This window comes from Mesorhizobium sp. Root552 (genome assembly GCF_001427285.1).
Taxonomy (GTDB): Bacteria; Pseudomonadota; Alphaproteobacteria; order Rhizobiales; family Rhizobiaceae; genus Mesorhizobium.
Window position 1 is genome coordinate 37,885 of the sequence record NZ_LMFV01000009.1, and the last position, 22,568, is coordinate 60,452.

A 22,568-nucleotide genomic window follows, 5' to 3' on the forward strand; every position below is an offset into this window, starting at 1 on the left:
AACACCCCATATATGGAACATAGAGGGAACATATAGCGTTCCCTACGGACGATCCGGACTACGGAAGGAGCGACGCCATGGAGACGTCGAAATCGCCCGGATCGCCCCGGTGAAGTGAGGCCGCCGCATATGCCTTCCTTTCCCCGGGGCGCAAGGGCAAAGGAGGTGCCTCATGGCACGCAAATCAGTGTTCAAGTGGGTGAAGGAACTGGCGCTGGCCGCAATGGCGGCGGCAAGTGTCGGTGTTGCCCAAGCGCAGCAAGTGTCCTGCGCTGACCGCTCCGTTCTCATCGAGCAACTGGCGACCAAATTTCAGGAACGCCAACTGGCCGTCGGGCAGATGGGTCCCATGGTCATCCTGGAAATCTTCGTTGCCGATAGCGGCACCTGGACCATCTTCGCGACCGATGTAGGTGGAACAAGCTGCGTCGTCGCGGTCGGCGACAACTGGCAGTCAATGATTGTTGCCGACGTCGGCGGCTAACAGGTTTGGTATCGTATATAAATCGGCGCTATCGCGTTGCCGCCGCCTCGGCCAGGGAACGCAGCAAACTCATCAGCCGGTCCGCATTTGCGCCGGCTACCTCCTCGTCTCCGTCCAGTATGGACTGGATCAGCGCGACGTGGTGGGCAGCGGAGTCGGCCAGACCGGTATCCGCCCTATAGCGATACCAGAAGCGGCGGCTGTGCGTCTGCAACGGGGCTGCGACGCGCGCGGCGAAGACATTGTCCGCAGCAAGCGCAAGCGCCTCGTCCATCGCCTTGTCGGCCGTGAGGAAAGCAAGAACGTCGCCGGCAATCACCGCCTTCTGCATGGAGAGCGCCGCGGCATGAAAACCGTCGGCAGCCTCCCGTGTCACAAAACGGGCAGCGGAACGGGCAAGGACAACCTCGACGCCACGGCGGGCATCGATGACCCGCAGCCAGTCACCGGCATGAAGGGCAGCGACGGCAATGCCGGCCCGCGGCCTCACCTCCAGCAAACCCTCCCAGGCCAGCCGCTGGATCGCTTCGCGCACCGGAGTGCGGCCAAGCCCGAGCTTGTCGATGATCGACCCTTCGGTGACGAAACCTCCGGGCGAGAGCTCCAGCGTCACGATCATGCGCTCCAGCGCATGATAAGCCCTGGCGGCTGCAGGCTCGGAACCTGTGCTTTCCTCGGTCAATGCCAATGAAATCTCCTTGATATGCTTCTGATATATCACAGCCAGATTCACATTGACAGCTCGCCCATTATAGATATACACCTGATATATCAGATGGAGAGATGCGATGTGGACCGGAGTCATTCCCGCTGTTACGACCAAATTCACTGACGACGACCGCCTTGACCACGCGGAGATGGAACGCTGCTTCGCACTGCAGATGGACGCCGGCTGCGACGGCATCATCGTTGCCGGTTCGCTGGGCGAAGGCCCGATGCTCTCGCACGATGAAAAGATCGAGGTGTTCAAGACGGCGCGCAAGGTTGCCGGCAAGAAGCCGGTTCTGCTCACCATCAACGAGGCCGGCACCCGCGAGGCAGCGAGCCTGGCCAAGCGCGCCGCCAAGGAAGGCGCCGATGGCCTGATGATCGTGCCAAGCCCGATCTACCACACCAACCCGAAGGAAACGGTCGACGCACTGAAGGCGGTTGCAGCCGCAGGCGGCCTGCCGGTCATGATCTATTCCAACCGGATCGCCTACCGCGTCGACGTGACCGTGGACGACATGGAGGAGTTGGCCAGAGACAAGCTGTTTGTGGCGATCAAGGAATCCTCCGATGACATTCGCCGTTCGACCGAGCTCATCAATCGGTTCGGCGACCGCTTCGACCTCTTTACCGGCGTCGACAATCTCGCTTTCGAAGCTCTGTCCATCGGCGCTGTCGGGTGGGTCGCCGGACTGGTCGTCGCCTTCCCGCGCGAGACCGTTGCCATCTACCAGTTGATGAGGCAGGGACGCCGCGACGAGGCGCTTGCAATCTACCGCTGGTTCAGGCCGCTGCTCGACCTCGACGTCTCGACCTATCTGGTCCAAAACATCAAGCTTGCGGAAGTGCATGCCATCGGCACAAATGACCGGGTCCGCATGCCGCGCCAGCCGCTGTCGGGCGACCGCCGCAAAGCTGTGGAAAAGATCATCAAGGACGCGCTCGCTGCCCGCCCGAAGCTGCCGAACTTCTAAACGCGGGCACCCGGCCATCAAGAAGTAAATGTCCGAGCCTGGCAGAACAGAAAATCTCGATGTCGCCATTGTCGGTGGCGGCATCATCGGCATCTGTGCCGCGGCGTTTCTGGCGGAGGCCGGCCGCAACGTCACAGTTTACGACCGCACCGGCATTTGCGAAGAGACCAGTTCGGGCAACGCCGCTGCCTTCGCCTTTTCAGATGTCCTGCCGCTTGCCCAAAAAGGCATGATGCGCAATCTGCCGAAATGGCTCGCCGACCCCCTGGGGCCCCTTGCGATCCCGCCCGCTTATCTTCCAAGGCTTGCACCATGGCTGTGGCGCTTCTGGCGCGCCGGCGCTCCGGAAAAGTACGATAGTGCGCTCGCAGCGCAGGCCGGCATGATGAAGCTTGCCGAGGCCGAGTGGCTCTCGCTCATGCAACGCTCCGGCACACGCCACATGCTGCACGAGGACGGTTCGCTCGAGCTTTATGAAAGCGAAACCGAATTCAAGTCGTCGCTTCCTGGATGGGAAGCGCGCGACCGCTTCGGTATCGGCTACAGGCACGTGGAAGGCAAGGAACTGGCAGACCTGCAGCCGGGGCTCTCGCCGCGCTTCATCAAGGCAACATTCGTGCTCGGCTGGAAGACGGTCGATGACCCGAAATTGCTCGGCAAGGCGATCTGGGCCCATGCCGAAAGCAAGGGCGCGAAATTCGAGCGGGCCAGTATCGCGAGCATTGCGGCCAATGATGTCGAGGCCATGCTCGAATTTGCGAACGGCACCCGCAAGATTGCAAGCCGGCTCGTCATTGCCGCCGGTGCCTGGTCGCATTTGCTGGCCAGAAACCTTCACGACGAAATTCCGCTCGAAACCGAGCGTGGCTATAATACGACGCTGCCGAAAAGCGCCTTCGACGTGAAACGCCAATTGATCTTCTCGGGCCACGGCTTTGTCATAACGCCCTTGGCCGAGGCTTTGCGCGTCGGCGGTGCCGTGGAACTGGGCGGCATATCACGCGCGCCCAATTATGCCCGCGCCAAGGCGCTGCTCGCCAAGGCAAAACAGTTCCTGCCGGGGCTCGATCCGGAGGGCGGTCGCGAGTGGATGGGCTACCGCCCCTCCCTGCCTGACTCGCTCCCGGTCATCGGCAAGGCACCGGGCGCGCAATGTGTTACTTATGCTTTCGGCCACGGTCATCTCGGCCTCACCCAGGCCGCAGCAACGGGGCGGCTGGTGCGAGAACTTGTTCTGCGGCAGGCTCCCGCCGTTGACCTGACCCCTTTCTCTCCGAGCCGCTTTTAACGAGGACAGCAAAAATGGCGCGTCATTCCTTCTTCTGTATCGACGGCCATACCTGCGGCAATCCGGTTCGCCTCGTCGCCGGCGGCGGCCCGCGCCTTCAGGGTTCCACCATGATGGAGCGGCGCGCGCATTTCCTCGCTGAATACGACTGGATCCGCACCGGCCTGATGTTCGAGCCGCGCGGCCACGACATGATGTCGGGCTCAATTCTCTACCCGCCGACGCGTGACGACTGCGACATCGCCATCCTGTTCATCGAGACCTCCGGCTGCCTGCCCATGTGCGGCCACGGCACTATCGGCACCGTGACCTTCGCCATCGAGCACGGTCTGGTGCAGCCGAAGACGCCAGGAACTCTACGGCTCGACACGCCGGCCGGACTGGTAATCGCCGAGTACAAGCAGGTTGGTGAACATGTCGAGGAAGTTCGTATCACCAACGTGCCGTCATTCCTCTATGCCGAGGGCCTGACGGTCGAGTGTCCGGTGTTGGGTGAGATCAGCGTCGACGTCGCCTATGGCGGCAACTTCTACGCCATCGTCGATCCGCAGAAGAACTATCGCGATATGTCGGATCATTCAGCCAACGATCTCGTTGCCTGGAGCCCGGTGGTGCGCCAACGCCTGAACGAAAAGTATAAATTCGCCCATCCGGAAAATCCCGGCATCAACCGCCTCAGCCACATGCTTTGGACGGGAGCCCCAATCCACCCGGAAGCCGACGCGCGCAACGCCGTATTCTACGGCGACAAGGCAATCGATCGTTCACCTTGCGGCACCGGGACTTCGGCCCGCATGGCGCAGTTGCACGCCAAGGGTAAATTGAAGGAAGGCGACAGCTTCGTCCACGAATCGATCATCAGTTCCCTGTTCAAGGGAAGAGTAGAAAAAGAGGTTTCCGTGGCCGGCAAGCCAGCCATCATACCCTCTATCGGCGGGTGGGCCCGCATGACCGGATTGAACACAATTTTCATTGATGACCGCGACCCGTTCGCCCACGGATTTGTTGTCAAATAATTCTCCAGACGGGATGAAGGCACCGCACGAACGGCAAAAACTGCTAATCCTGATTATCCACGACTATGCAATGATCCGCCAAATTTGGGCAGGAAACCGGAGATTCGTTCGAATGGGGGTGGGTATGAACCCGGAATCGTCAATGACATTGCGTTGTGCCAATGATAGGTTCCGCGCCAGTCCAGCAACCAGTTGCACCTCGCGACAGATGCTCGGAAGCACCTTCGAAGTCGCAGCGCGTGACGTGAAAATTGGAGTTGCAATCCGGGCTTGAAACTTTAGGACTAGGGGAAATACGAAAAGGAATGCGCCAGCGACGGCGACATTCCAGGGGAGCCGTTTAAATATGCAGTACTTCATCCAGCAGCTTATCAACGGGCTGACGCTGGGGTCTATCTATGGCTTGATCGCGATCGGCTATACGATGGTCTACGGCATCATCGGCATGATCAATTTCGCCCATGGCGACATCTTCATGGTGGGTGCCTTCGCGGCGCTGATCGTATTCCTGATACTGGGCGCGATATTCTACTCGGTACCGGTCGTGATCGCACTATTGATCATGATGATCGTATCGATGCTCCTGGTGAGCCTGTACAACTGGGTTATCGAAAAGACGGCCTACCGTCCCCTGCGCGGCTCGTTCCGTCTGGCCCCGTTGATCACGGCCATCGGCATGTCGATCGCGCTGTCGAACTTCGTGCAGGTCACCCAGGGCCCGCGCAACAAGCCGATCCCGCCGATGATCAGCCAAGTCTACAACATCTACGGCATCAGCATTTCCCTGAAGCAGATCGTCATCGTGCTCGTGACGGCCATCCTCTTGGTCATCTTCTGGTATGTCGTCAACAAGACGGCATTGGGCCGCGCCCAGCGCGCCTGCGAACAGGACCAGAAAATGGCGGCGCTGCTCGGCATCAATGTCGACCGCACCATTTCGATCACCTTCATCATCGGCGCAGCGCTTGCCGCCGTCGCCGGCACGCTCTTCCTGATGTACTACGGCGTCGTCGTGTTCTCGGACGGGTTCGTTCCCGGCGTCAAAGCGTTCACTGCTGCCGTGCTCGGCGGTATCGGCTCGATCCCCGGCGCGGTCATCGGCGGCCTTGCCATCGGCTTCATCGAGAGCATCTGGTCTGCCTATTTCTCGATCGACTACAAGGACGTGGCAGCCTTCTCGATCCTGGCCATCGTGCTGATCTTCCTGCCCTCCGGCATTCTCGGCCGGCCAGAAGTCGAAAAGGTCTAAAACCATGGCCGTAGCTGAATCGAGCAAACTTGCCAGCGGTGCAAGCAACATCTCGACGGGCCTTCGGGAAGCGTTTTACGCTGGCCTCATCGCCTTCTTCATGTTCGTGCTTCTGATCGGTCTCAAGACCGACCAGAACATCCACAACGAACTCATCATCGTACCGAGGTGGGGCCTGCTCGCGGTTGTGGTCCTGCTGACTGCACTGGGCCGTTTTCTGCAGGTGGTCTACCTGACGCCTTTCCTCGCGGCGCAAAAGATAACGGATACAAAAACGGGCATGCGCCCGACCAGCGTCGCGCTCCGCTTCTTCAGCAAGCGCAACCTGGTGATCGCCCTGGTAATCGGCGCAGTGCTTTTACTCGCCGGAGGCACGCTCGAAGCAGCCGTAGGTCCGTATTGGTCGGTTTATCTCGGCATGCTGCGCGGCGCCGCCATCATCTATGTGCTGGCGTGGGTTATCTTCTACTTCCGCAACTTCATCGGCGCCCACTCCTATTCGCTGGGCTTCGCCGTTCTCGTTCTCTACCCCGTGGCAATGGTGCTGTTGTTCGGCTTCCAGGGCTCGTTGAAATGGGTCGACAATTTCGGCATCCAGATCCTGATCTACGTCATGCTGGCTTGGGGGCTGAACATAGTCGTCGGCCTTGCTGGCCTGCTCGACCTGGGCTACGTCGCCTTCTATGCGGTAGGCGCCTACTCCTATGCGCTGCTCGGCACGCATTTCGGCTGGTCGTTCTGGATCCTGCTGCCGGCGGCCGGCGCAATGGCGGCGATGTGGGGCATCATCCTCGGCTTTCCGGTACTGCGGCTGCGCGGTGACTACCTTGCCATCGTCACATTGGCTTTCGGCGAAATCATCCGCCTCGTGCTGATCAACTGGCGCGAAGTGACCAACGGCGCTGCCGGCGTCTCGGGCGTTCCAAAGGTCAGCTTCTTCGGGCTGATGTCCTTCAACGTATCCGATCCGAACTACATAGCCAAAGTTTTGGAAATTCCCCAGTCCGGCGCCTACTACAAGATCTTCCTCTACTACCTGATCCTTGCGCTTTGCATACTGACGGCTTTTGTCACGATACGCCTCCGCTCGATGCCGGTTGGGCGCGCATGGGAAGCCCTGCGCGAAGACGAAATCGCGTGCCGTTCGCTTGGCATCAACACCACGACCACCAAGCTTACTGCCTTCGCCACGGGTGCCATGTTCGGCGGATTTGCCGGCTCGTTCTTTGCCGCACGGCAAGGCTTCGTCAGCCCCGAATCCTTCATCTTCCTGGAATCGGCGATCATCCTTGCAATCGTCGTTCTCGGTGGCATGGGATCGCTCGGCGGCATCGCCGTTGCATCGGCAGTGATGATCGGCGGCACCGAGATTCTGCGCGAAATGCAGTTCCTCAAGATGATCTTTGGGCAGGACTTTACGCCTGAGCTTTATCGCATGCTCTTGTTCGGTGTCGCCATGGTGATCGTCATGGTGTGGAAGCCTCGCGGGTTCGTCGGAAGCCGGGAACCGACAGCATTCCTCAAGGAACGAAAATCCGTGTCAGGTGAGTTTACAAAGGAAGGGCACGGCTGATGAGCATGAGTGCAGCTTCAACCAGCCCGATCCTTCAGGTCGAGCATCTCTCGATGAAATTCGGCGGACTGGTTGCCATTGGCGACCTGTCCTTCGAGGCCCGGCGCGGCGAGATTACTGCGCTGATCGGCCCCAACGGGGCCGGCAAGACAACCGTGTTCAACTGCATCACCGGCTTCTACAAGCCGACTGAAGGCATGATCCGCTTTACTGGCAGAGCCGGCGGCGAGTTCCTGCTCGAGCGCATGCCCGACTTCCAGATCACAGCCAAGGCCAAGGTTGCCAGAACCTTCCAGAACATCCGGCTCTTTTCCGGCATGACCGTTCTGGAAAACCTTCTGGTGGCCCAGCACAACAAGCTGATGAAGGCCTCCGGCTACACGATCCTGGGCCTGCTCGGTATCGGCGGCTATCGCCAGGCCTCGGCAGAATCGATCGAGAAAGCCAAGTACTGGCTGGAAAAAGCCAAGCTTGTGGATCGCGCCGACGACCCGGCGGGTGACCTGCCCTATGGTGCGCAGCGACGGCTCGAGATCGCGCGCGCCATGTGCACCGATCCGGAACTGCTTTGCCTGGACGAACCGGCAGCCGGCCTGAACCCGAAAGAGTCGCTGGCTCTCAACAGCCTGCTCAACGACATCAAGGCCAACACCGGAACGTCCATCCTGCTCATCGAGCACGACATGTCCGTGGTCATGGAAATCTCGGACCACATCGTGGTGCTTGAATATGGCCGCAAGATTTCCGACGGCGACCCGACGTCGGTGAGAACCGATCCTCGCGTCATCGCCGCCTATCTCGGCGTCGACGACGAGGAAGTCGAAGACGTGCTCACGGCTGTCGGCGACGAGGATGTCATCGAACAACTGGACACTGGCCCAGACACCAGTCACGGTCCCGGCGCCTCTGCTTCCATGCTCGCCGGACCGCTGAGCGACACGGTGGTTCACGGCGATGGCGAACGCGTGACTGTCGAGAAAGGCGCGTCAAAAGCGGCGCAGGCAAAACCCGTCGTTCAGGCAAAGCCAGCCGCTCAGGTAAAATCCTCCATCCAGGCAAAGCCGGCGGCCAAAGCATCGGCAGCAAAACCGGCCGCCAAGGCAAAACCGGCAGCGACAAAGGCCGAGCCAGCCAAGGCTGCGGCGGCTTTGCCGAAAACTGCACCGAAGACATCGCCCGCAGCCAAGCCGTCTGAAAAACCGGTTGCAGCCAAGGCTGTCTCCAAACAGGCAGTCAAGGCCGAGCCTGCCAAGGCAGTCGCCAGCAAGCCGGTTGCCAAGGTACCTGCCAAGCCAGCGGCGAAGGCACCTGCTGCAAAGGCGTCGACAAAGCCTGCCGTAAAGACGGCCGTGAAGGCGATTTCAAATCGTCTGGCAGCGCCACGTGGTGGCAGGCCTGACGATCTTCTGGCCATCAACGGGATCGGCCCGGTGAACCTGCGCAAGCTCAACGAGCGCGGCATTTTCCATTTCGACCAGATCGCCGCATGGAAGAAGGCAGATATCGAGGCAGTGGAAGCTTACCTCGCTTTTGACGGCCGTATCGCCCGCGAAGACTGGATCGGCCAGGCGAAAGCTCTGGACAAGAAGGCCGCCTCAGCTGCGGCAGCCAAGCGCGGGGGGCGCAAATAATGGCCAACGCACCGCTGCTCGACATCAAGGGCGTCCAGACATTCTACGGCAACATCAAGGCGCTGAACGGCGTCGACGTCTCGGTCCATGAAGGCGAGATCGTGGCACTGATCGGCGCGAACGGTGCCGGCAAGTCGACGCTGATGATGACCATCTTCGGCGCACCGAGAGCACGTGCCGGCACGATTACCTTTGCCGGCACGGATATCACTCAAATGCCCACCCACGAGATCGCACGGATGCGCATTGCGCAGTCGCCGGAAGGTCGCCGGATTTTCCCGCGCATGACTGTGATGGAAAACCTGCAGATGGGCGCCAGCCTCGACAACCTCAAATATTATAGTGAGGACGTCGAGAAGGTATTCACGCTGTTCCCCCGCCTCAAGGAGCGTATTGGGCAGCGTGGCGGCACCTTGTCAGGCGGCGAACAGCAGATGTTGTCGATTGGCCGCGCGCTGATGGCGAGACCAAAGCTGCTTCTGCTCGACGAACCCTCGCTCGGCCTTGCGCCGCTCATCGTCAAGCAGATTTTCGATGCAATTCGAGAACTCAATCGCACACAGGGACTAACCGTCTTCCTGGTCGAGCAGAACGCCTTCGGCGCCTTGAAGCTCGCCACGCGCGGCTACGTCATGGTCAACGGCAATGTCACCATGAGCGGCACCGGCAAGGACCTGTTGGCAAACCCGGAAGTGCGCGCTGCCTATCTCGAAGGCGGCAGGCACTGAACCTGGAGGGAACATCATGCAAGGCATTCTCTATGAAGAGGCCTCGATCTGGCAATTTTTCTTCGTTACCTGCCTCCTCGGTGGCTGGGCGGCCTGGATGACCGGCAAGGCCTGTGCGCAAACCTGGCGGCCACCACTGGCTCTCTTCTTCTATATCCTCGGCCTGGGCATCGGCGTTCGGTTCATCCATCACGCCCTGTTCGAAGGCACGATGTTCTCGCCGCAGTACTACCTCGTCGACACCATCGTTCTCATGATCCTGGCCTTTCTCGGCTACCAGTACACGCGCACTAACCAGATGGTTACGCAGTACAATTGGCTTTACGAGAAAGTGTCTCCCCTTAGCTGGAAATCAAAGGGTTAAGGTTCACCATTAACGTCGTTTCGAAGATGAATCGACGTGACAACCGCCTGAAAATCGGCAAAGTTGGCTTTCTGCGATTAGGGTGGGCATCGCATGAAAGTATCATCCACGCCCACCCCGTAAATGGGAGCGTTTAAATGAAGAAATCACTCTTGTCCGCGGTAGCCCTGACCGCGCTGGTCGCGTTCAGCGGCTCGGCGTGGGCTGACGTTCTGCTCGGCGTTGCTGGCCCGATCACCGGCCCGAACGCTGCGTTCGGCGCTCAGCTGCAGAAGGGTGCGGAGATGGCTGCTGCAGACATCAACGCTGCGGGCGGCATGAACGGCGAGCAGATCAAGGTCAGCGTCGGCGACGACGTTTCCGACCCCAAGCAGGGCATTTCGGTTGCCAACAAGTTCGTTGCCGACGGCATCAAGTTCGTTGTCGGCCACTTCAACTCGGGCGTGTCGATCCCTGCTTCGGAAGTCTATGCCGAGAATGGCATTCTCGAAGTGACGCCGGCTGCCACCAACCCGACCTTCACCGAGCGTGGGTTGTGGAACACCGTCCGCGTCTGCGGTCGTGACGACCAGCAGGGCCAGGTTGCCGGCGCCTACATCGCCGCCAACTTCAAGGATGCCAAGGTTGCCGTTATCCACGACAAGACGCCTTATGGCCAGGGCCTTGCCGATGAGACCAAGAAGGCGCTGAACGCTGCTGGCGTGACGGAAGTCATGTACGAAGGCGTGAACATCGGCGACAAGGACTTCTCGGCCCTCATCGCCAAGATGAAGGAAGCCGGCGTGACCCTGATTTATTGGGGCGGCCTGCACACCGAAGCCGGCCTGATCATCCGCCAGTCGGCTGACCAGGGCCTGAAGGCTCCGCTGTTCTCGGGCGACGGCATCGTGTCGAACGAACTCGCTTCCATCGCGGGCGACGCCGTTGCCGGCACCTACAACACCTTCGGTCCCGACCCGCGCCAGAACCCGGCCGCCAAGGACGTCGTTGAGAAGTTCCGCGCTGCCGGCTTCGAGCCTGAAGCCTACACGCTGTACTCCTATGCAGCCACGCAGGTGATTGCACAGGCCGCAGCTGCAGCCGGCACCAACGACGCCCAGGAAGTTGCCAAGGCGATCAAGGAGAAGGGTCCGTTCAAGACCGTTCTCGGCGACCTGTCCTTCAACGAAAAGGGTGACCGCACCGACGCCGACTATGTCGTCTACCAGTGGAAGAAGGGCGACGACGGCAAGTACAACTACTTCCAGCTGAAATAAGCCTGGAAGCAGCAAACCTGCAGGAAATGCCCGGCGCTGAGCGCCGGGCATTTTCGTTTTGGAATGATATATCCCTTACGATGCGTCATTCCCGTTTGCGCCGCAGCAATTTCGCGCTATTCATGCGCGCCTTTTGACCCCTTGCTTGCGGAGTGCCCCATTGCCTATCGCGAAGATCCTTGTCGCCAACCGCTCTGAAATCGCCATCCGCATTTTCCGTGCGGCCAACGAACTCGGCCTGAAAACCGTGGCGATCTGGGCGGAAGAAGACAAATATTCGCTGCACAGGTTCAAGGCGGACGAGAGCTACCAGGTTGGCCGCGGCCCGCATCTTGCCAAGGATATGGGTCCGATCGAGAGCTACCTTTCGATTGAGGAAGTTCTTCGCGTCGCCAAGCTTTCCGGAGCCGATGCAATTCATCCGGGCTACGGCCTGCTTTCGGAAAGTCCTGAATTCGCTGACGCTTGCGCCGAGGCCGGCATCACTTTCATCGGCCCCAAGGCGGATACGATGCGCCGCCTCGGCAACAAGGTTGCCGCGCGCAATCTTGCCATGGAAGTCGGCGTACCTGTCGTTCCCGCCACCGATCCCTTGCCCGACGATATGGAGGCCGTGAAAAAGCTCGCCGCCGATATCGGTTACCCGCTTATGCTCAAGGCCTCATGGGGCGGCGGTGGACGCGGCATGCGCGCCATCCGTTCCGAGGCTGATCTCGCGCGCGAAGTTATGGAAGGCAAGCGCGAAGCCAAGGCGGCCTTCGGCAAAGACGAAGTCTACCTCGAAAAGCTGGTCGAACGGGCGCGCCATGTCGAAGTGCAGATATTGGGCGACACCCATGGCAACGCCGTGCATTTGTTCGAGCGCGATTGTTCCATCCAGCGCCGCAACCAGAAAGTCGTCGAGCGCGCGCCCGCCCCCTATCTCGATCAAGCGCAGCGCCAGGAACTGTGCGGCTATGCGCTGAAGATCGCCAATGAGACCAGCTACATCGGAGCCGGCACCGTCGAGTTCCTGATGGATGTCAATACCGGCAAGTTCTACTTCATCGAGGTTAACCCGCGCATCCAGGTCGAGCACACGGTCACCGAGGAGGTGACCGGCATCGATATCGTCAAGGCGCAGATCCACATTCTTGACGGGTTTGCAATCGGCCAAGCGCAATCGGGCGTGCCGGCGCAGGAAAACATCCGTCTCAACGGCCATGCCTTGCAATGCCGCATCACCACGGAAGACCCGGAACAGAACTTCATACCGGATTATGGACGCATTACCGCTTATCGCGGGGCGACCGGCTTCGGCATACGCCTTGACGGCGGCACCGCCTATTCAGGCGCGGTTATCACGCGCTTTTATGACCCGCTGCTTGAGAAGGTCACGGCATGGGCACCGACATCGGGCGAAGCTATCGCACGCATGAACCGGGCCTTGCGCGAGTTCCGCATCCGCGGCGTGGCGACGAACCTCACCTTCCTCGAGGCGATCATCAATCATCCGCGCTTCGGCGACAATTCCTATACGACGAAGTTCATCGACACGACGCCTGAACTGTTTACGCATGTGAAGCGGCAGGACCGCGCCACCAAGTTGCTGAACTATCTCGGCGACGTTTCGGTCAACGGACACCCGGAAGCGCGCGGCCGTCCCAAGCCTAACCCGGATGCGGCGGCACCCGTTATTCCGTGGTTCACGGGTCCCATTCCCGACGGCACGCGCCAGAAGCTCGACACGCTCGGGCCGCAGAAGTTCGCGCAATGGATGCGTGACCAGAAGCAGGTTCTGGTGACCGATACGACGATGCGCGACGGCCACCAGTCATTGCTTGCCACCCGTGTGCGCACGCACGACATCACCCGCATCGCCGGCACCTATGCGCGCGCGCTGCCGCAATTGCTGTCGCTTGAATGCTGGGGCGGCGCGACTTTCGACGTGGCGATGCGCTTCCTGACCGAAGATCCGTGGGAGCGATTGTCGCTGATCCGCGAAAGGGCGCCGAACATTCTCCTGCAGATGCTGCTGCGCGGAGCAAACGGCGTCGGCTACACCAACTACCCCGACAATGTCGTCCAACATTTCGTCAAGCAGGCCGCCAGTGGCGGCATCGACCTGTTCCGCGTCTTCGACTGTCTGAACTGGGTCGACAACATGCGTGTCGCGATGGACGCGGTCGTCGCCGAAGGCAAATTGTGCGAAGCGGCGATGTGCTATACCGGCGACATCCTCGACCCGGCCCGCGCCAAGTACGATCTCAAATACTATGTTTCACTTGCCAAGGAACTGGAGGCGGCAGGCGCGCATATCATCGCGGTCAAGGACATGGCCGGCCTGCTGAAGCCGGCAGCCGCCAAGGTGCTGTTCAAGGCTCTGCGCGAGGCAACCGACCTTCCCCTCCACTTTCATACGCATGATACCTCGGGCCTCTCGGCCGCTACGGTATTGGCTGCGGTGGAATCTGGCGCCGATGCCATCGACGCTGCAATGGATGCGTTCTCCGGCAACACCTCTCAGCCGTGCCTCGGCTCCATCGTCGAAGCCCTGCGCGGCACCGATCGCGATCCCGGTCTCGATCCTCAATGGATCCGGAAGATTTCGTTCTACTGGGAAGCGGTACGCAACCAGTACGCCGCCTTCGAAAGCGACCTCAAGGGGCCGGCCTCGGAAGTCTATTTGCACGAAATGCCGGGGGGTCAGTTCACCAATTTGAAGGAGCAGGCCCGTTCGCTCGGACTGGAGACACGCTGGCACGAAGTGGCGCAAGCCTACCACGACGTGAACCTGATGTTCGGCGACATCGTCAAGGTAACACCGTCATCGAAGGTCGTTGGCGACATGGCGCTGATGATGGTGAGCCAGGATCTCACAGTGGCGGACGTCGAGAATCCCGCCAAGGACATCGCCTTCCCCGATTCAGTCGTAGCCATGCTGCGTGGCGATCTTGGCCAGTCACCGGGCGGATGGCCTGCGACACTGCAAAAGAAGGCGCTCAAGGGTGGCAAGGCGGTAACGGCAAGGCCGGGTTCCCTGCTGAAGGCTGCCGACCTCACCGCCAGCCGCAAGGAAATCGAGACAAAGCTCGGCCGCAAGCTTTCCGACTACGAGTTTGCCTCGTGGCTGATGTATCCGAAAGTGTTCACCGACTTTGCAGCAGCGCAGGAGACCTACGGCCCCGTCAGCGTGCTGCCGACGCCGACCTATTTCTACGGCATGCAGTCAACTGACGAGATTTTCGTCGACATCGAGAAGGGCAAGACACTGGTCATCCGTTGCCTGGCCATCGGCGATGTCGATGACAAGGGCATGGTGACGGTGTTCTTCGAATTGAATGGCCAACCGCGCAGGGTCAAGGTACCTGACAGGGCGCACGGCGCTTCCGCGGTCAAGGCGCGACGCAAGGCCGAGCCGGGCAGCGACATCCATGTCGGCGCGCCCATGCCTGGGGTTATCTCGACGGTCGCCGTGGCGGCCGGGCAAGCGGTCAAGGCAGGCGATGTGCTGTTGTCCATCGAAGCGATGAAGATGGAAACCGCGCTGCATGCGGAGCGCGACGGCGTGATTGCCGAAGTGCTTGTACGCACCGGTGACCAGATCGATGCCAAGGATCTTCTCGTCGTGTTCGGCTAGCACCAGCGATCACGCCAAATGAGGCAGGCTTATTCACAAGCCTGCCTCACCCGACAAACGGGCTTGACCAGCCAGCACCTGTCGGGCATCGAACCCTCACAAAAAGTGGCCGCCACTCTTGCGAGTCGCGGCAATTCCAAACAACGCGGAGAATGAAATGGCCGACGACATCACCGAAACCAGCCAGACCGTTGCCGCCGGCCAGTTGCGAGCCTTCATCGAACGCATCGAGCGGCTCGAGGAAGAAAAGAAGACCATCGCCGACGACATCAAGGAAGTGTTCGCGGAAGCCAAGGGCACAGGCTTCGATACCAAGGCGATGCGCACCATCATCCGGCTGCGTAAGAAGGATCAGGCCGAGCGCCAGGAAGAGGAATCGATCCTCGACCTCTATATGGCCGCTCTCGGCATGGTGTAACCCGCCCGACCGACCGCCTGCGGCGCACCAATTGACCCAAACATTACTGAAAGCGGCGTGACGCCGTTTCAGAACAACTCTGTCGAAGAGATGCCTCTTCGGCAGGTCATTTTTACTCGCCTTTGCCCTGCAGGCAGGCTTGTCAGCTGCCGGCTTTTGCCATTTGAGGCGCATCCGAATTGCGAGGGCTTCGGTTGCGATAGTCAGCGATGATTGCCGCTCCCGCTTGCTTGTGCTGGAAGGACCAATGTCCGCCTTCCGCGCCTTCGACGATAAGACAATATACTGCCAGCTCGATCGCTTCGCGGACCGCGAGCGTATTGGGTTCGTTGCGGGTTACACCGGCCTCGACGAAACAAACTCAATGTTTTCAACGCGTAGCAAGAATACTTATATTATACACAGGATTTCCGATGAAACTTTCGATTTAGATATATTGGTGTGACCACCTGGATGCCGCAGCGCTCAATTCTGGCAGGAATAGTAAATCGGAATACGTTTTCGTATTGACGAACCGATCTTCCGAAACGCTCATGCGACCTCATCCGATTTTCACGGAGCATTCAGGCAAGCGGAGCCTTTGTATCACTTTGACGTGCTTTCAGGGCCGCACGCCGGTAGGCGTCCGGAATGGACAGCGCCCAGACGAAGAGGCCGCCTGCGTGCCGCCCGATAAACGATTGGTCCGGCGTCGTCGTCATATAGGTCAGCACTGAGAACAGGGCGACAAACAACGCGAAGACCAACCCACGCGGAGCCTCGCGGATTGCCACGTGACCCGCGCCCGGAAGCAGGATGGCAAGCGCCAGAACGGCATAAGGGTTGATTTGCTTGGCCATCGGCCTTCCTTGCGCTGATTGTTGAGACAATTCAAATTCGAACCGGATGGCCGAGCCGCTCCGGGCCCCTGCTTTTGCCCGACCATGGACGAGAAACGGATACGCGTAGCTGCGTCGCCTCTTGAACGGGCTGTTCATCGGACAAAGCCTGCCGCAATGCCTCGGCCTCGGAAATCGCCTTCTGCACCAGTTCGCGCGAGATAGGGGCGAATGGAAAACGGGTTTGGCGCAGTATCAGATGGGAGCCTCTGTCTCCCTGCGCTGCCTGGCGGATCAAGCGCACGCCGCGTGGCGTGATCGTTGCTTCCTTGACCGTCGGATCGGAAAACAGGCTGCGAAACAGGGCTGACACGCGGTCAAGCTGCGAGGCCGACGCCCGTCCATCTCCCCGCATCAAGAGCGGCGCGCCGATTTGAGGCGGCTCGATCCATTCCGGCAGATCATGGACGGTAGAGTAGAATTCAGCACCCATAGGCCGGGCCAGGACCCCGATCGACGGTCGTTGCCTGGCCGCGGTTTCAGCAATCGTAACCTGAAGCCAAAGCTGCGGCAGCCGGCGGAAAACCAGTGTGTCGGCGATGAGTTCGATTTTTACGCCACGGCCATCAGGCAGGTGGGCGCGCAGAATTGGAAAAGAGTCCGGCGCAAGACTGATCTTTGCGTCCCCGAAAAGGCCGGCAAGATCATCCAGGAGTCCCCTGCGCATGGCCAGAGCATTTCGGTGATCCTGCAGGGCTCGCGCAATCAGCCATAGAACGGATACACCGACGAAAATCACGAAGGCAATATTGGTGGCCATGGGTGTCCCTGGGTCCCGGCAATCGCACGCTCGCGAAAGCCTTTCAAAGTGCCTGCTAGCGGTAGAATACGACACGGGCAGCGGCTGTGCCACTGCCCGTATCCTTTTTTAGTAACCCTGAGGCCTGGGCCAAGGCATCGTGAACTGGTCGCCACGGCGCACATACTGGTAACGCCTGAAATGGAACCAGAGCGAGGCCACGATGTAGAAGCACATCATCGCGATAAGCTGGGTGCCGTAACCCAGGAAAACGGCGAAGAAGGCAGTCGAGCACAGTATCAGGAGAATGATCGTGGGCAGTGGGTGGAACGGATGCACATACCCGCGCTTGATTGTGTCAAGCGGCCACTTGCGACGGAACATGACCATATTGAACGTCATGAACGTGTAGCCGAGAAGCCCGGACAGGATCGAGAAGGTCACGACCTGGTCGAGCGGTGCGCCAAGGGCGAAGATCAATGCGATCGGCACGAGGAACACGATTGACCGGTACGGCGTGCGGTAAACCGGATGAACGGCACCGAACCAGCTTGGCAGATACCGGTCGCGGCCCATCGAAAACCAGGCGCGCGACGCATCGTTGATGCAGCCATTGGCCGAAGCAAGCGTGGCGAAGATCGTGCCGATGAACAAAAGCACCATCAGCCAGACACTGCCGGTCACACGCGCCGCGTCGAACAGCGGTGTTCCTGCCTGGCCGAGGTATTCCCAAGGAATCAGGCCCGAACACATGTACCAGGTCAAGGTGGCCGCAATCAGCAGCGTCATGATGCCGGCCATGGTTCCGTAAGGCAGCGAACGCGCTGGCGAACGCACTTCTTCGGCCGCCTGACAGGTTCCCTCGATACCCAGATAGTACCACAGGCCGAAATGTAATGCGGCCACGATACCCAGCCAGCCGTAGGGAAGTGGCTCTTCCGTCACCGCCGAGAAGTCGAGCGGAACGTCCGAGGCCCCAAACTGAATGGCGAAGAACAGGACGCAGATGGCAGTGAAAGCCACCGCCACGATCACGAGGTTGAACGTCAGGGTCGCAAGCACGCCGCGATAATTCAGCCACGCCAGGAACATGATCGCCAAGACGATGAAGGGTTGCTGGTGCAAGCCGGAATGACCCGTCATGCCGGCAACAGTATCCAGCAGGAAACCCACCGTGATGGCGTTTGCGGCTTCGAGCATTGTGTAGGCCATGACGAGAAACAGCCCGACGTTGAAAGCCATCAAGGGGCCAACGATGTGCTTGGCCTGAGCGTATTGCCCACCGGCAGCAGCGACGGTCGAGGTCACTTCGGAATCGATCATCGCCACGCAAGTGTAGAGCAGGCCGGCGACCCAGCATGCAACCAGGCCGGCGATCATTCCGCCTTTGCCGACCGCGAAGTTCCAGCCCATGTATTCGCCGACCAGAACGATACCAACGCCGAGTGCCCAAACATGGGCAGGACCCAGCACGCGCAACAGCTGAAGCCGTTCCGGCTTCGCTGCATCAGTTGTGATGTTTGCCATTTTGGTCGCCTCTCAAATCGTGTGACGTTCCTGCGTGGCCTCGATCTCGCCTTCGCGAGAGGAAGTCAGCAGGTCGTTGTCATAAGTCGTGTCGACACGAATAAGGTCGATGAGAAGAAAGGCGCCAAAAACCACAGAGAGAGCCCAGGCTCCGTATTCCAGGAAATTCCAGATATCCATGTCAGCCCCCTTTGCGCTTCGAGCCGAAGCGTTCGTCCAGTACTTCTCGGTACTCCCTGTCTGATAACCGCACCACCAAAACGAAATATCCGACAACGGATACGATCATGATGATGAGGGCCGCCCAACTGAAGCTGTAGTCGAAACGAGCGGTGATCATGTCGTTTACCGATGCCGGATCGGTAATACCTAGAGCCTCCCATTGCCGCTGTTCCGCGGCATTCTGGCCGAGAGCTTCCCATGTGGGATTCTCTATTGGATTTGGGGTCTTCGCAGCGCCCGCGAGCCCCATATAGAGGGGGACATAAAGTGCCCCCACAGTCAGAACGAGCAACGTGACGACGTCAAAAATCTGGGCTGCCAAGCCCTGCTTCTTCGGTTCGTATGCCATCGGGGCTAGCCTTTGCGTCTGCGCATCTCATCGAGATGCTTGAGATCGAGACCATAAATGAAGTGCCGGTCTTCATCGTAGTGCCGCAGCATTGCGACGATTGCCGCGGTATTGAGCAGGAGGACGAACCCCCCGGATACGACCAGGATGATCTGAATGGCCGGTACGGATATGAAAGACCATATGCTAAAGAGCGTGAACAATAGCGCGCACCACAGGGCAAGAACGAACATGACGAGCCCCTTTCTGTCGCGCGAATGCATTCTGGCGATGCGTGCTTCCAAATCACTGTCGATAGTTGGATTTACGCCGATCGCTTCCATTGGTTTTCCTCCCTTAATGAATGCGTCAAGCTCGGGCAGTTTGCATGGGCCGCAAATTTCTTGCCCTGCAAGAATATTTTATAGGCTTTTTATTCTGTCAAGTGAAATTACTTTAGGCGCAGGAATTCTGGCGAAGCACTTGTAACGAATTTGCGACCGACATTTATTTCAGAATTGCGCGGCCTGAGCAATCGAAAGCGATGAGTATATATGCCGCCACCTTGCTCCCCCTGGCTTCGCCCGTCGTACCCTCGGCAGCGGGATAGCCGGCAAATTGGCAAGACGTTTCACAGGCGCCAACTCTTGAGTTGGGTAGGCGCGCTGTCCAGGAATCAGCGCCCTGCCGAAACCTTGCCGAACACTGTTTGCAGGAATTCGCCCAGCCAGCGTTTCAGATGCATATCCCATATCAGGCGTCCGCCGAGATGGTCACGGCCCGGCTGGGCTCCGGGAAGCACAAAGCGATGCGCACCACGCACCACCCAGCGGTGCATCATCACTTGCGTCAACTCGCTATGAAACTGAATGCCCCACGCGTTCTGGCCGTAGCGGAAGGCCTGATTTGGATATGCCTCGGCGGTGGCAAGCAACGTGGCATCTTTCGGCAACGAAAACCCTTCGCGGTGGAACTGGTAGACCATTTCCGGCCACTGCATCAGCTTCTTGCCTTCTTCCGTCGCCTTGAGCGGATACCAGCCGATTTCGACAAGCCCGTCCCCGTGCCCCTCGACCTTGCCACCAAGGTGATTGACCATCATCTGAGCGCCAAGACAGATACCGAGCAGCGGCCTGTTCTCTCGCAAAGGTATCTTGAGCCAATCGGTTTCACGCTTGACGAAATCATCCGGGTCGTTGGCGCTCATCGGACCACCGAAGACAACGGCGCCGGTGTGCTCATCCAGAGTGTCCGGCAGCACATCGCCAAGCGGAGGCCGCCTCACGTCAAGCTCGAAACCCTTCTCGATGAGCATGTGTCCGACGCGACCGGAACTCGAAGTCTCCTGATGCAGAACAATCAGAATTTTCGGTCGAGGTCTGGCAAGCATGGGAGAAGGAGGCCCTGAATTCAGTAAAAGATATCACTCATTGCCGGACGCACCTGTTTCGCCGAGCACATTTGCTGCAGCTTTCCGGCGCGCCGCGATTCGGTCCTGGCGCTCGACGCCGATCAGCTCGGCAACACGCCAAACGGTGTTGTCTTCAAGCTCGTGCAGTTCGCCATCGGCATAAACGACATCCCACATCAGGCCGACAAATGCCTTTCGAGCCTCGACATCAAGGTGCCGTTTCAAGACACTTGTGAAGGCATAGAGATCGACGGCTTCACGGTCGGCTTTTTCACCGGCCTCGGCTAACGTCACAAGCTCTTTGCCACGAGCACCATAGGTCTCGGCCAACACCGTCTTGAAACGCTCCCATTCGGCGTCCTGGCGAACACCATCGACGTCCATAATGTGAAAAAGCAGTGCGGATGCTGCAACACGCGGATCGTCACCGGTGTCGCGCCGGCCGCTGCCGGCACCAGGCAAATCCTTAAGAAATGACAGCACGCGATCGAGCATTGACTGATTCCCGTTCACCCGAAATTACCCGCAAGCGAAACGATCCGCAAACACAGGCTTCAGAACACCAAGATCAGAAAAGTTTGAACCGGCCGGGTGCAGCCGCGACTTCCTCGTCAGGTTCGACACCAGGATCGTCCGGCAGACGTTGGGGATGATCCGAGGTGTTCAGCTCGTCTTCCAGAACCTGGTTGGGAGCATCCACGATGATCGGTTCTGCGGCAGTTGCCCCACCTGCCGTACTCTTCCCATGACGGGCCCTGTTTCCCTCAGACACCTTCGCGTCGGTCTCCACTACCTCTGCCTGTGCAGGTATCGCGACAGAAATCTCGGGAGTGCTTGCCTGGCTGTCGATCAACTGGCCAAGCCGCTCCGTCGGCGCACGCCATTCGAAAGCGTCGAGCTTACCGGTGACAGGCGAAAGCGGCGCCCAGCGTTCGGAAACGACGCCATCGGCGATCCAGACCGGGTCGCGCGGTGCGCGGACGGCCTTGGATAACCACTGCCGCACCTTGCCCTCGTCCCCGGTTTCAGCCTCCTCGATGTCGGCCAGAAGCAGATATGCCCCTTCGCGACGGTCGATGCGGATGGCGGCTTCCGCTTCTGCTCTGGCGGCCCTGTAGTCTTGGGCGTCGAGCGCCGCGCGCGCCACCGCAAGCGATGCCTCGGCATTGTTCTTCTTCATGTCCTGCAGCTTTCGGGCTCGGCCAAGTCGGTCGAGCACTGCATCGCCGGGGCGGGCATGGGTGTAAAGGTCGGCGATGGCCGGATGAGGTTCGGCGCGCCATGCAGTCTCCAGCACCTTAGAGCCCTTGCGTACGTCGTTTTGCTGGAAGAGCACCTTGGCTGCGATGACCGCCGCCGGGATGAATTCCGGTTGCAGGCGATTGGCTTCCAGAGCGGCCGCCTTGGCTGCGACCGGGTCATGGTCCATCAATCCCTCGGCCTTGGCGGTCAAGAGCACTGCTCTACGGCGGTTGGCCGCGTCGCGTTCGATCTGATGCGTCGACTTCTGCGCATTGACCAATGTCAGCGCACCATCCCAATCGCCACGCGCGGTAAGTTCTTCCAGCGTCGATTCCGCTGCCCAAGCAAGTTGAGGCGCTGCCGAAGCCGCACGGCCAGCATAGTGACGGGCTGCGGTCCGATCACCCAGTCGCTGCGCCTCGAGATAAAGACCCCGCAGCCCGAGCAGCCGCATCTCGGGATCGTCGAGCATCGCCTCGAATTTCTGACGGGCACCGTCATGGTCGCCTTCGAGCAAAGACGCCTGCGCTTCCAGAAGATAGATCAGCGGCTCCTGGTCCGAGCGGATCAGTTTGGCGGCTTCCTTGCTCTTCTTGCGCGCCAGGGCACCGTCCCCGGCACCGGCGGCAATCATGCCGGTCGACAAAGCTTGATAGCCCCGGTCCCTGCGCCGCACCCTAAAATGCCGGGCGATGGCATAGGGACTGTTCCAGACCGACTTGATCAGCCACCAGGCGATCATGACAGCCGCGACTGCCGCGACGACTGCTACTGCGGCCACCATCAGACTGACCTGATACTGGTAGCCGTCGAAGGTGACGACCATGTCGCCCGGCCTGTCGGCCAGCCAGGCAAAGCCAAGGCCGAGGCCAAAGACGACAGCGAGGAAAAACAGGATCCGGATCATCGCCCG

General features: G+C 59.7%; 22 protein-coding genes. 12 read left to right on the top strand and 10 right to left on the bottom strand.

Features of this window, described 5'->3' with window-relative positions:
- The first annotated feature begins 172 nt into the window (after positions 1 to 172).
- Positions 173 to 484, top strand: coding sequence for a hypothetical protein (locus ASD50_RS05425; protein ID WP_056237104.1), 312 nt, complete (start codon positions 173 to 175; stop codon positions 482 to 484).
- Between the two features lie 28 nt (positions 485 to 512).
- Here the strand turns inward: ASD50_RS05425 and ASD50_RS05430 are convergent, their stop codons facing one another.
- A complete protein-coding gene (locus ASD50_RS05430) occupies positions 513 to 1,172 on the bottom strand; it encodes a GntR family transcriptional regulator (protein WP_413813874.1) in 660 nt (219 codons plus the stop codon).
- A gap of 100 nt (positions 1,173 to 1,272) precedes the next feature.
- Here ASD50_RS05430 and ASD50_RS05435 point away from each other — a divergent pair, with 100 nt between their 5' ends.
- The 11 genes from ASD50_RS05435 (at position 1,273) to ASD50_RS05485 (ending at position 15,308) form a co-directional block, all read left to right on the top strand.
- Positions 1,273 to 2,166, top strand: coding sequence for a dihydrodipicolinate synthase family protein (locus ASD50_RS05435; protein ID WP_056237106.1), 894 nt, complete (start codon positions 1,273 to 1,275; stop codon positions 2,164 to 2,166).
- A 28-nt stretch (positions 2,167 to 2,194) separates the two neighbouring features.
- Positions 2,195 to 3,454, top strand: coding sequence for an NAD(P)/FAD-dependent oxidoreductase (locus ASD50_RS05440; protein WP_056237109.1), 1,260 nt, complete (start codon positions 2,195 to 2,197; stop codon positions 3,452 to 3,454).
- A gap of 14 nt (positions 3,455 to 3,468) precedes the next feature.
- The gene (locus ASD50_RS05445; protein WP_056237113.1) at positions 3,469 to 4,470 is read left to right on the top strand and encodes a 4-hydroxyproline epimerase; all 1,002 of its coding nucleotides are present in this window, start codon (positions 3,469 to 3,471) and stop codon (positions 4,468 to 4,470) included.
- Positions 4,471 to 4,816: 346 nt separating this feature from the next.
- The gene (locus tag ASD50_RS05450; RefSeq protein ID WP_056237114.1) at positions 4,817 to 5,719 is read left to right on the top strand and encodes a branched-chain amino acid ABC transporter permease; all 903 of its coding nucleotides are present in this window, start codon (positions 4,817 to 4,819) and stop codon (positions 5,717 to 5,719) included.
- Positions 5,720 to 5,723: 4 nt separating this feature from the next.
- On the top strand, positions 5,724 to 7,292 hold the full coding sequence (livM, locus tag ASD50_RS05455) for a high-affinity branched-chain amino acid ABC transporter permease LivM (protein WP_056237116.1): 1,569 nt from the start codon (positions 5,724 to 5,726) through the stop codon (positions 7,290 to 7,292).
- Positions 7,292 to 8,923 carry an ATP-binding cassette domain-containing protein gene (locus ASD50_RS05460; protein WP_056237119.1) on the top strand — a complete coding sequence of 544 codons (1,632 nt, stop codon included), beginning with the start codon at positions 7,292 to 7,294 and terminating at the stop codon, positions 8,921 to 8,923. Before livM ends, ASD50_RS05460 begins: the two co-directional genes overlap by 1 nt.
- Positions 8,923 to 9,651 (top strand): ABC transporter ATP-binding protein, encoded by a 729-nt coding sequence (locus ASD50_RS05465; RefSeq protein ID WP_056237121.1) that lies wholly within the window; start codon positions 8,923 to 8,925, stop codon positions 9,649 to 9,651. Before ASD50_RS05460 ends, ASD50_RS05465 begins: the two co-directional genes overlap by 1 nt.
- Positions 9,652 to 9,667: 16 nt before the next feature.
- Positions 9,668 to 10,015: a DUF6867 family protein gene (locus ASD50_RS05470; RefSeq protein WP_056237123.1), complete on the top strand. Its 348-nt coding sequence runs from the start codon at positions 9,668 to 9,670 to the stop codon at positions 10,013 to 10,015.
- A gap of 137 nt (positions 10,016 to 10,152) precedes the next feature.
- Positions 10,153 to 11,271, top strand: coding sequence for a branched-chain amino acid ABC transporter substrate-binding protein (locus tag ASD50_RS05475; protein ID WP_056237126.1), 1,119 nt, complete (start codon positions 10,153 to 10,155; stop codon positions 11,269 to 11,271).
- Between the two features lie 160 nt (positions 11,272 to 11,431).
- On the top strand, positions 11,432 to 14,890 hold the full coding sequence (pyc, locus tag ASD50_RS05480) for a pyruvate carboxylase (RefSeq protein ID WP_056237128.1): 3,459 nt from the start codon (positions 11,432 to 11,434) through the stop codon (positions 14,888 to 14,890).
- 157 nt (positions 14,891 to 15,047) lie between these two features.
- Positions 15,048 to 15,308 carry a DUF2312 domain-containing protein gene (locus ASD50_RS05485; protein ID WP_056237130.1) on the top strand — a complete coding sequence of 87 codons (261 nt, stop codon included), beginning with the start codon at positions 15,048 to 15,050 and terminating at the stop codon, positions 15,306 to 15,308.
- Positions 15,309 to 15,871: 563 nt separating this feature from the next.
- On the opposite strand, the gene ASD50_RS05495 is transcribed toward ASD50_RS05485, so the two are convergent.
- The 9 genes from ASD50_RS05495 to ASD50_RS05530 form a co-directional block, all read right to left on the bottom strand.
- The gene (locus tag ASD50_RS05495; protein ID WP_056237136.1) at positions 15,872 to 16,147 is read right to left on the bottom strand and encodes a hypothetical protein; all 276 of its coding nucleotides are present in this window, start codon (positions 16,145 to 16,147) and stop codon (positions 15,872 to 15,874) included.
- Between the two features lie 31 nt (positions 16,148 to 16,178).
- Complete coding sequence (locus ASD50_RS05500; RefSeq protein WP_200952379.1) at positions 16,179 to 17,039, bottom strand: hypothetical protein; 861 nt, start codon at positions 17,037 to 17,039, stop codon at positions 16,179 to 16,181.
- A gap of 15 nt (positions 17,040 to 17,054) precedes the next feature.
- On the bottom strand, positions 17,055 to 18,452 hold the full coding sequence (locus tag ASD50_RS05505; protein WP_056237138.1) for an APC family permease: 1,398 nt from the start codon (positions 18,450 to 18,452) through the stop codon (positions 17,055 to 17,057).
- 12 nt (positions 18,453 to 18,464) lie between these two features.
- Positions 18,465 to 18,632 (bottom strand): hypothetical protein, encoded by a 168-nt coding sequence (locus ASD50_RS23365; protein ID WP_162251987.1) that lies wholly within the window; start codon positions 18,630 to 18,632, stop codon positions 18,465 to 18,467.
- A gap of 1 nt (position 18,633) precedes the next feature.
- Complete coding sequence (locus ASD50_RS05510) at positions 18,634 to 19,023, bottom strand: hypothetical protein (RefSeq protein WP_056237140.1); 390 nt, start codon at positions 19,021 to 19,023, stop codon at positions 18,634 to 18,636.
- A 5-nt stretch (positions 19,024 to 19,028) separates the two neighbouring features.
- A complete protein-coding gene (locus ASD50_RS05515; RefSeq protein WP_056237142.1) occupies positions 19,029 to 19,346 on the bottom strand; it encodes a hypothetical protein in 318 nt (105 codons plus the stop codon).
- Positions 19,347 to 19,678: 332 nt separating this feature from the next.
- The gene (locus ASD50_RS05520; RefSeq protein WP_056237145.1) at positions 19,679 to 20,392 is read right to left on the bottom strand and encodes a glutamine amidotransferase; all 714 of its coding nucleotides are present in this window, start codon (positions 20,390 to 20,392) and stop codon (positions 19,679 to 19,681) included.
- A 33-nt stretch (positions 20,393 to 20,425) separates the two neighbouring features.
- On the bottom strand, positions 20,426 to 20,908 hold the full coding sequence (locus ASD50_RS05525) for a TerB family tellurite resistance protein (protein WP_056237147.1): 483 nt from the start codon (positions 20,906 to 20,908) through the stop codon (positions 20,426 to 20,428).
- A 73-nt stretch (positions 20,909 to 20,981) separates the two neighbouring features.
- Positions 20,982 to 22,562, bottom strand: coding sequence for a heme biosynthesis protein HemY (locus tag ASD50_RS05530; protein WP_056237149.1), 1,581 nt, complete (start codon positions 22,560 to 22,562; stop codon positions 20,982 to 20,984).
- Between the last annotated feature and the right edge of the window lie 6 nt (positions 22,563 to 22,568).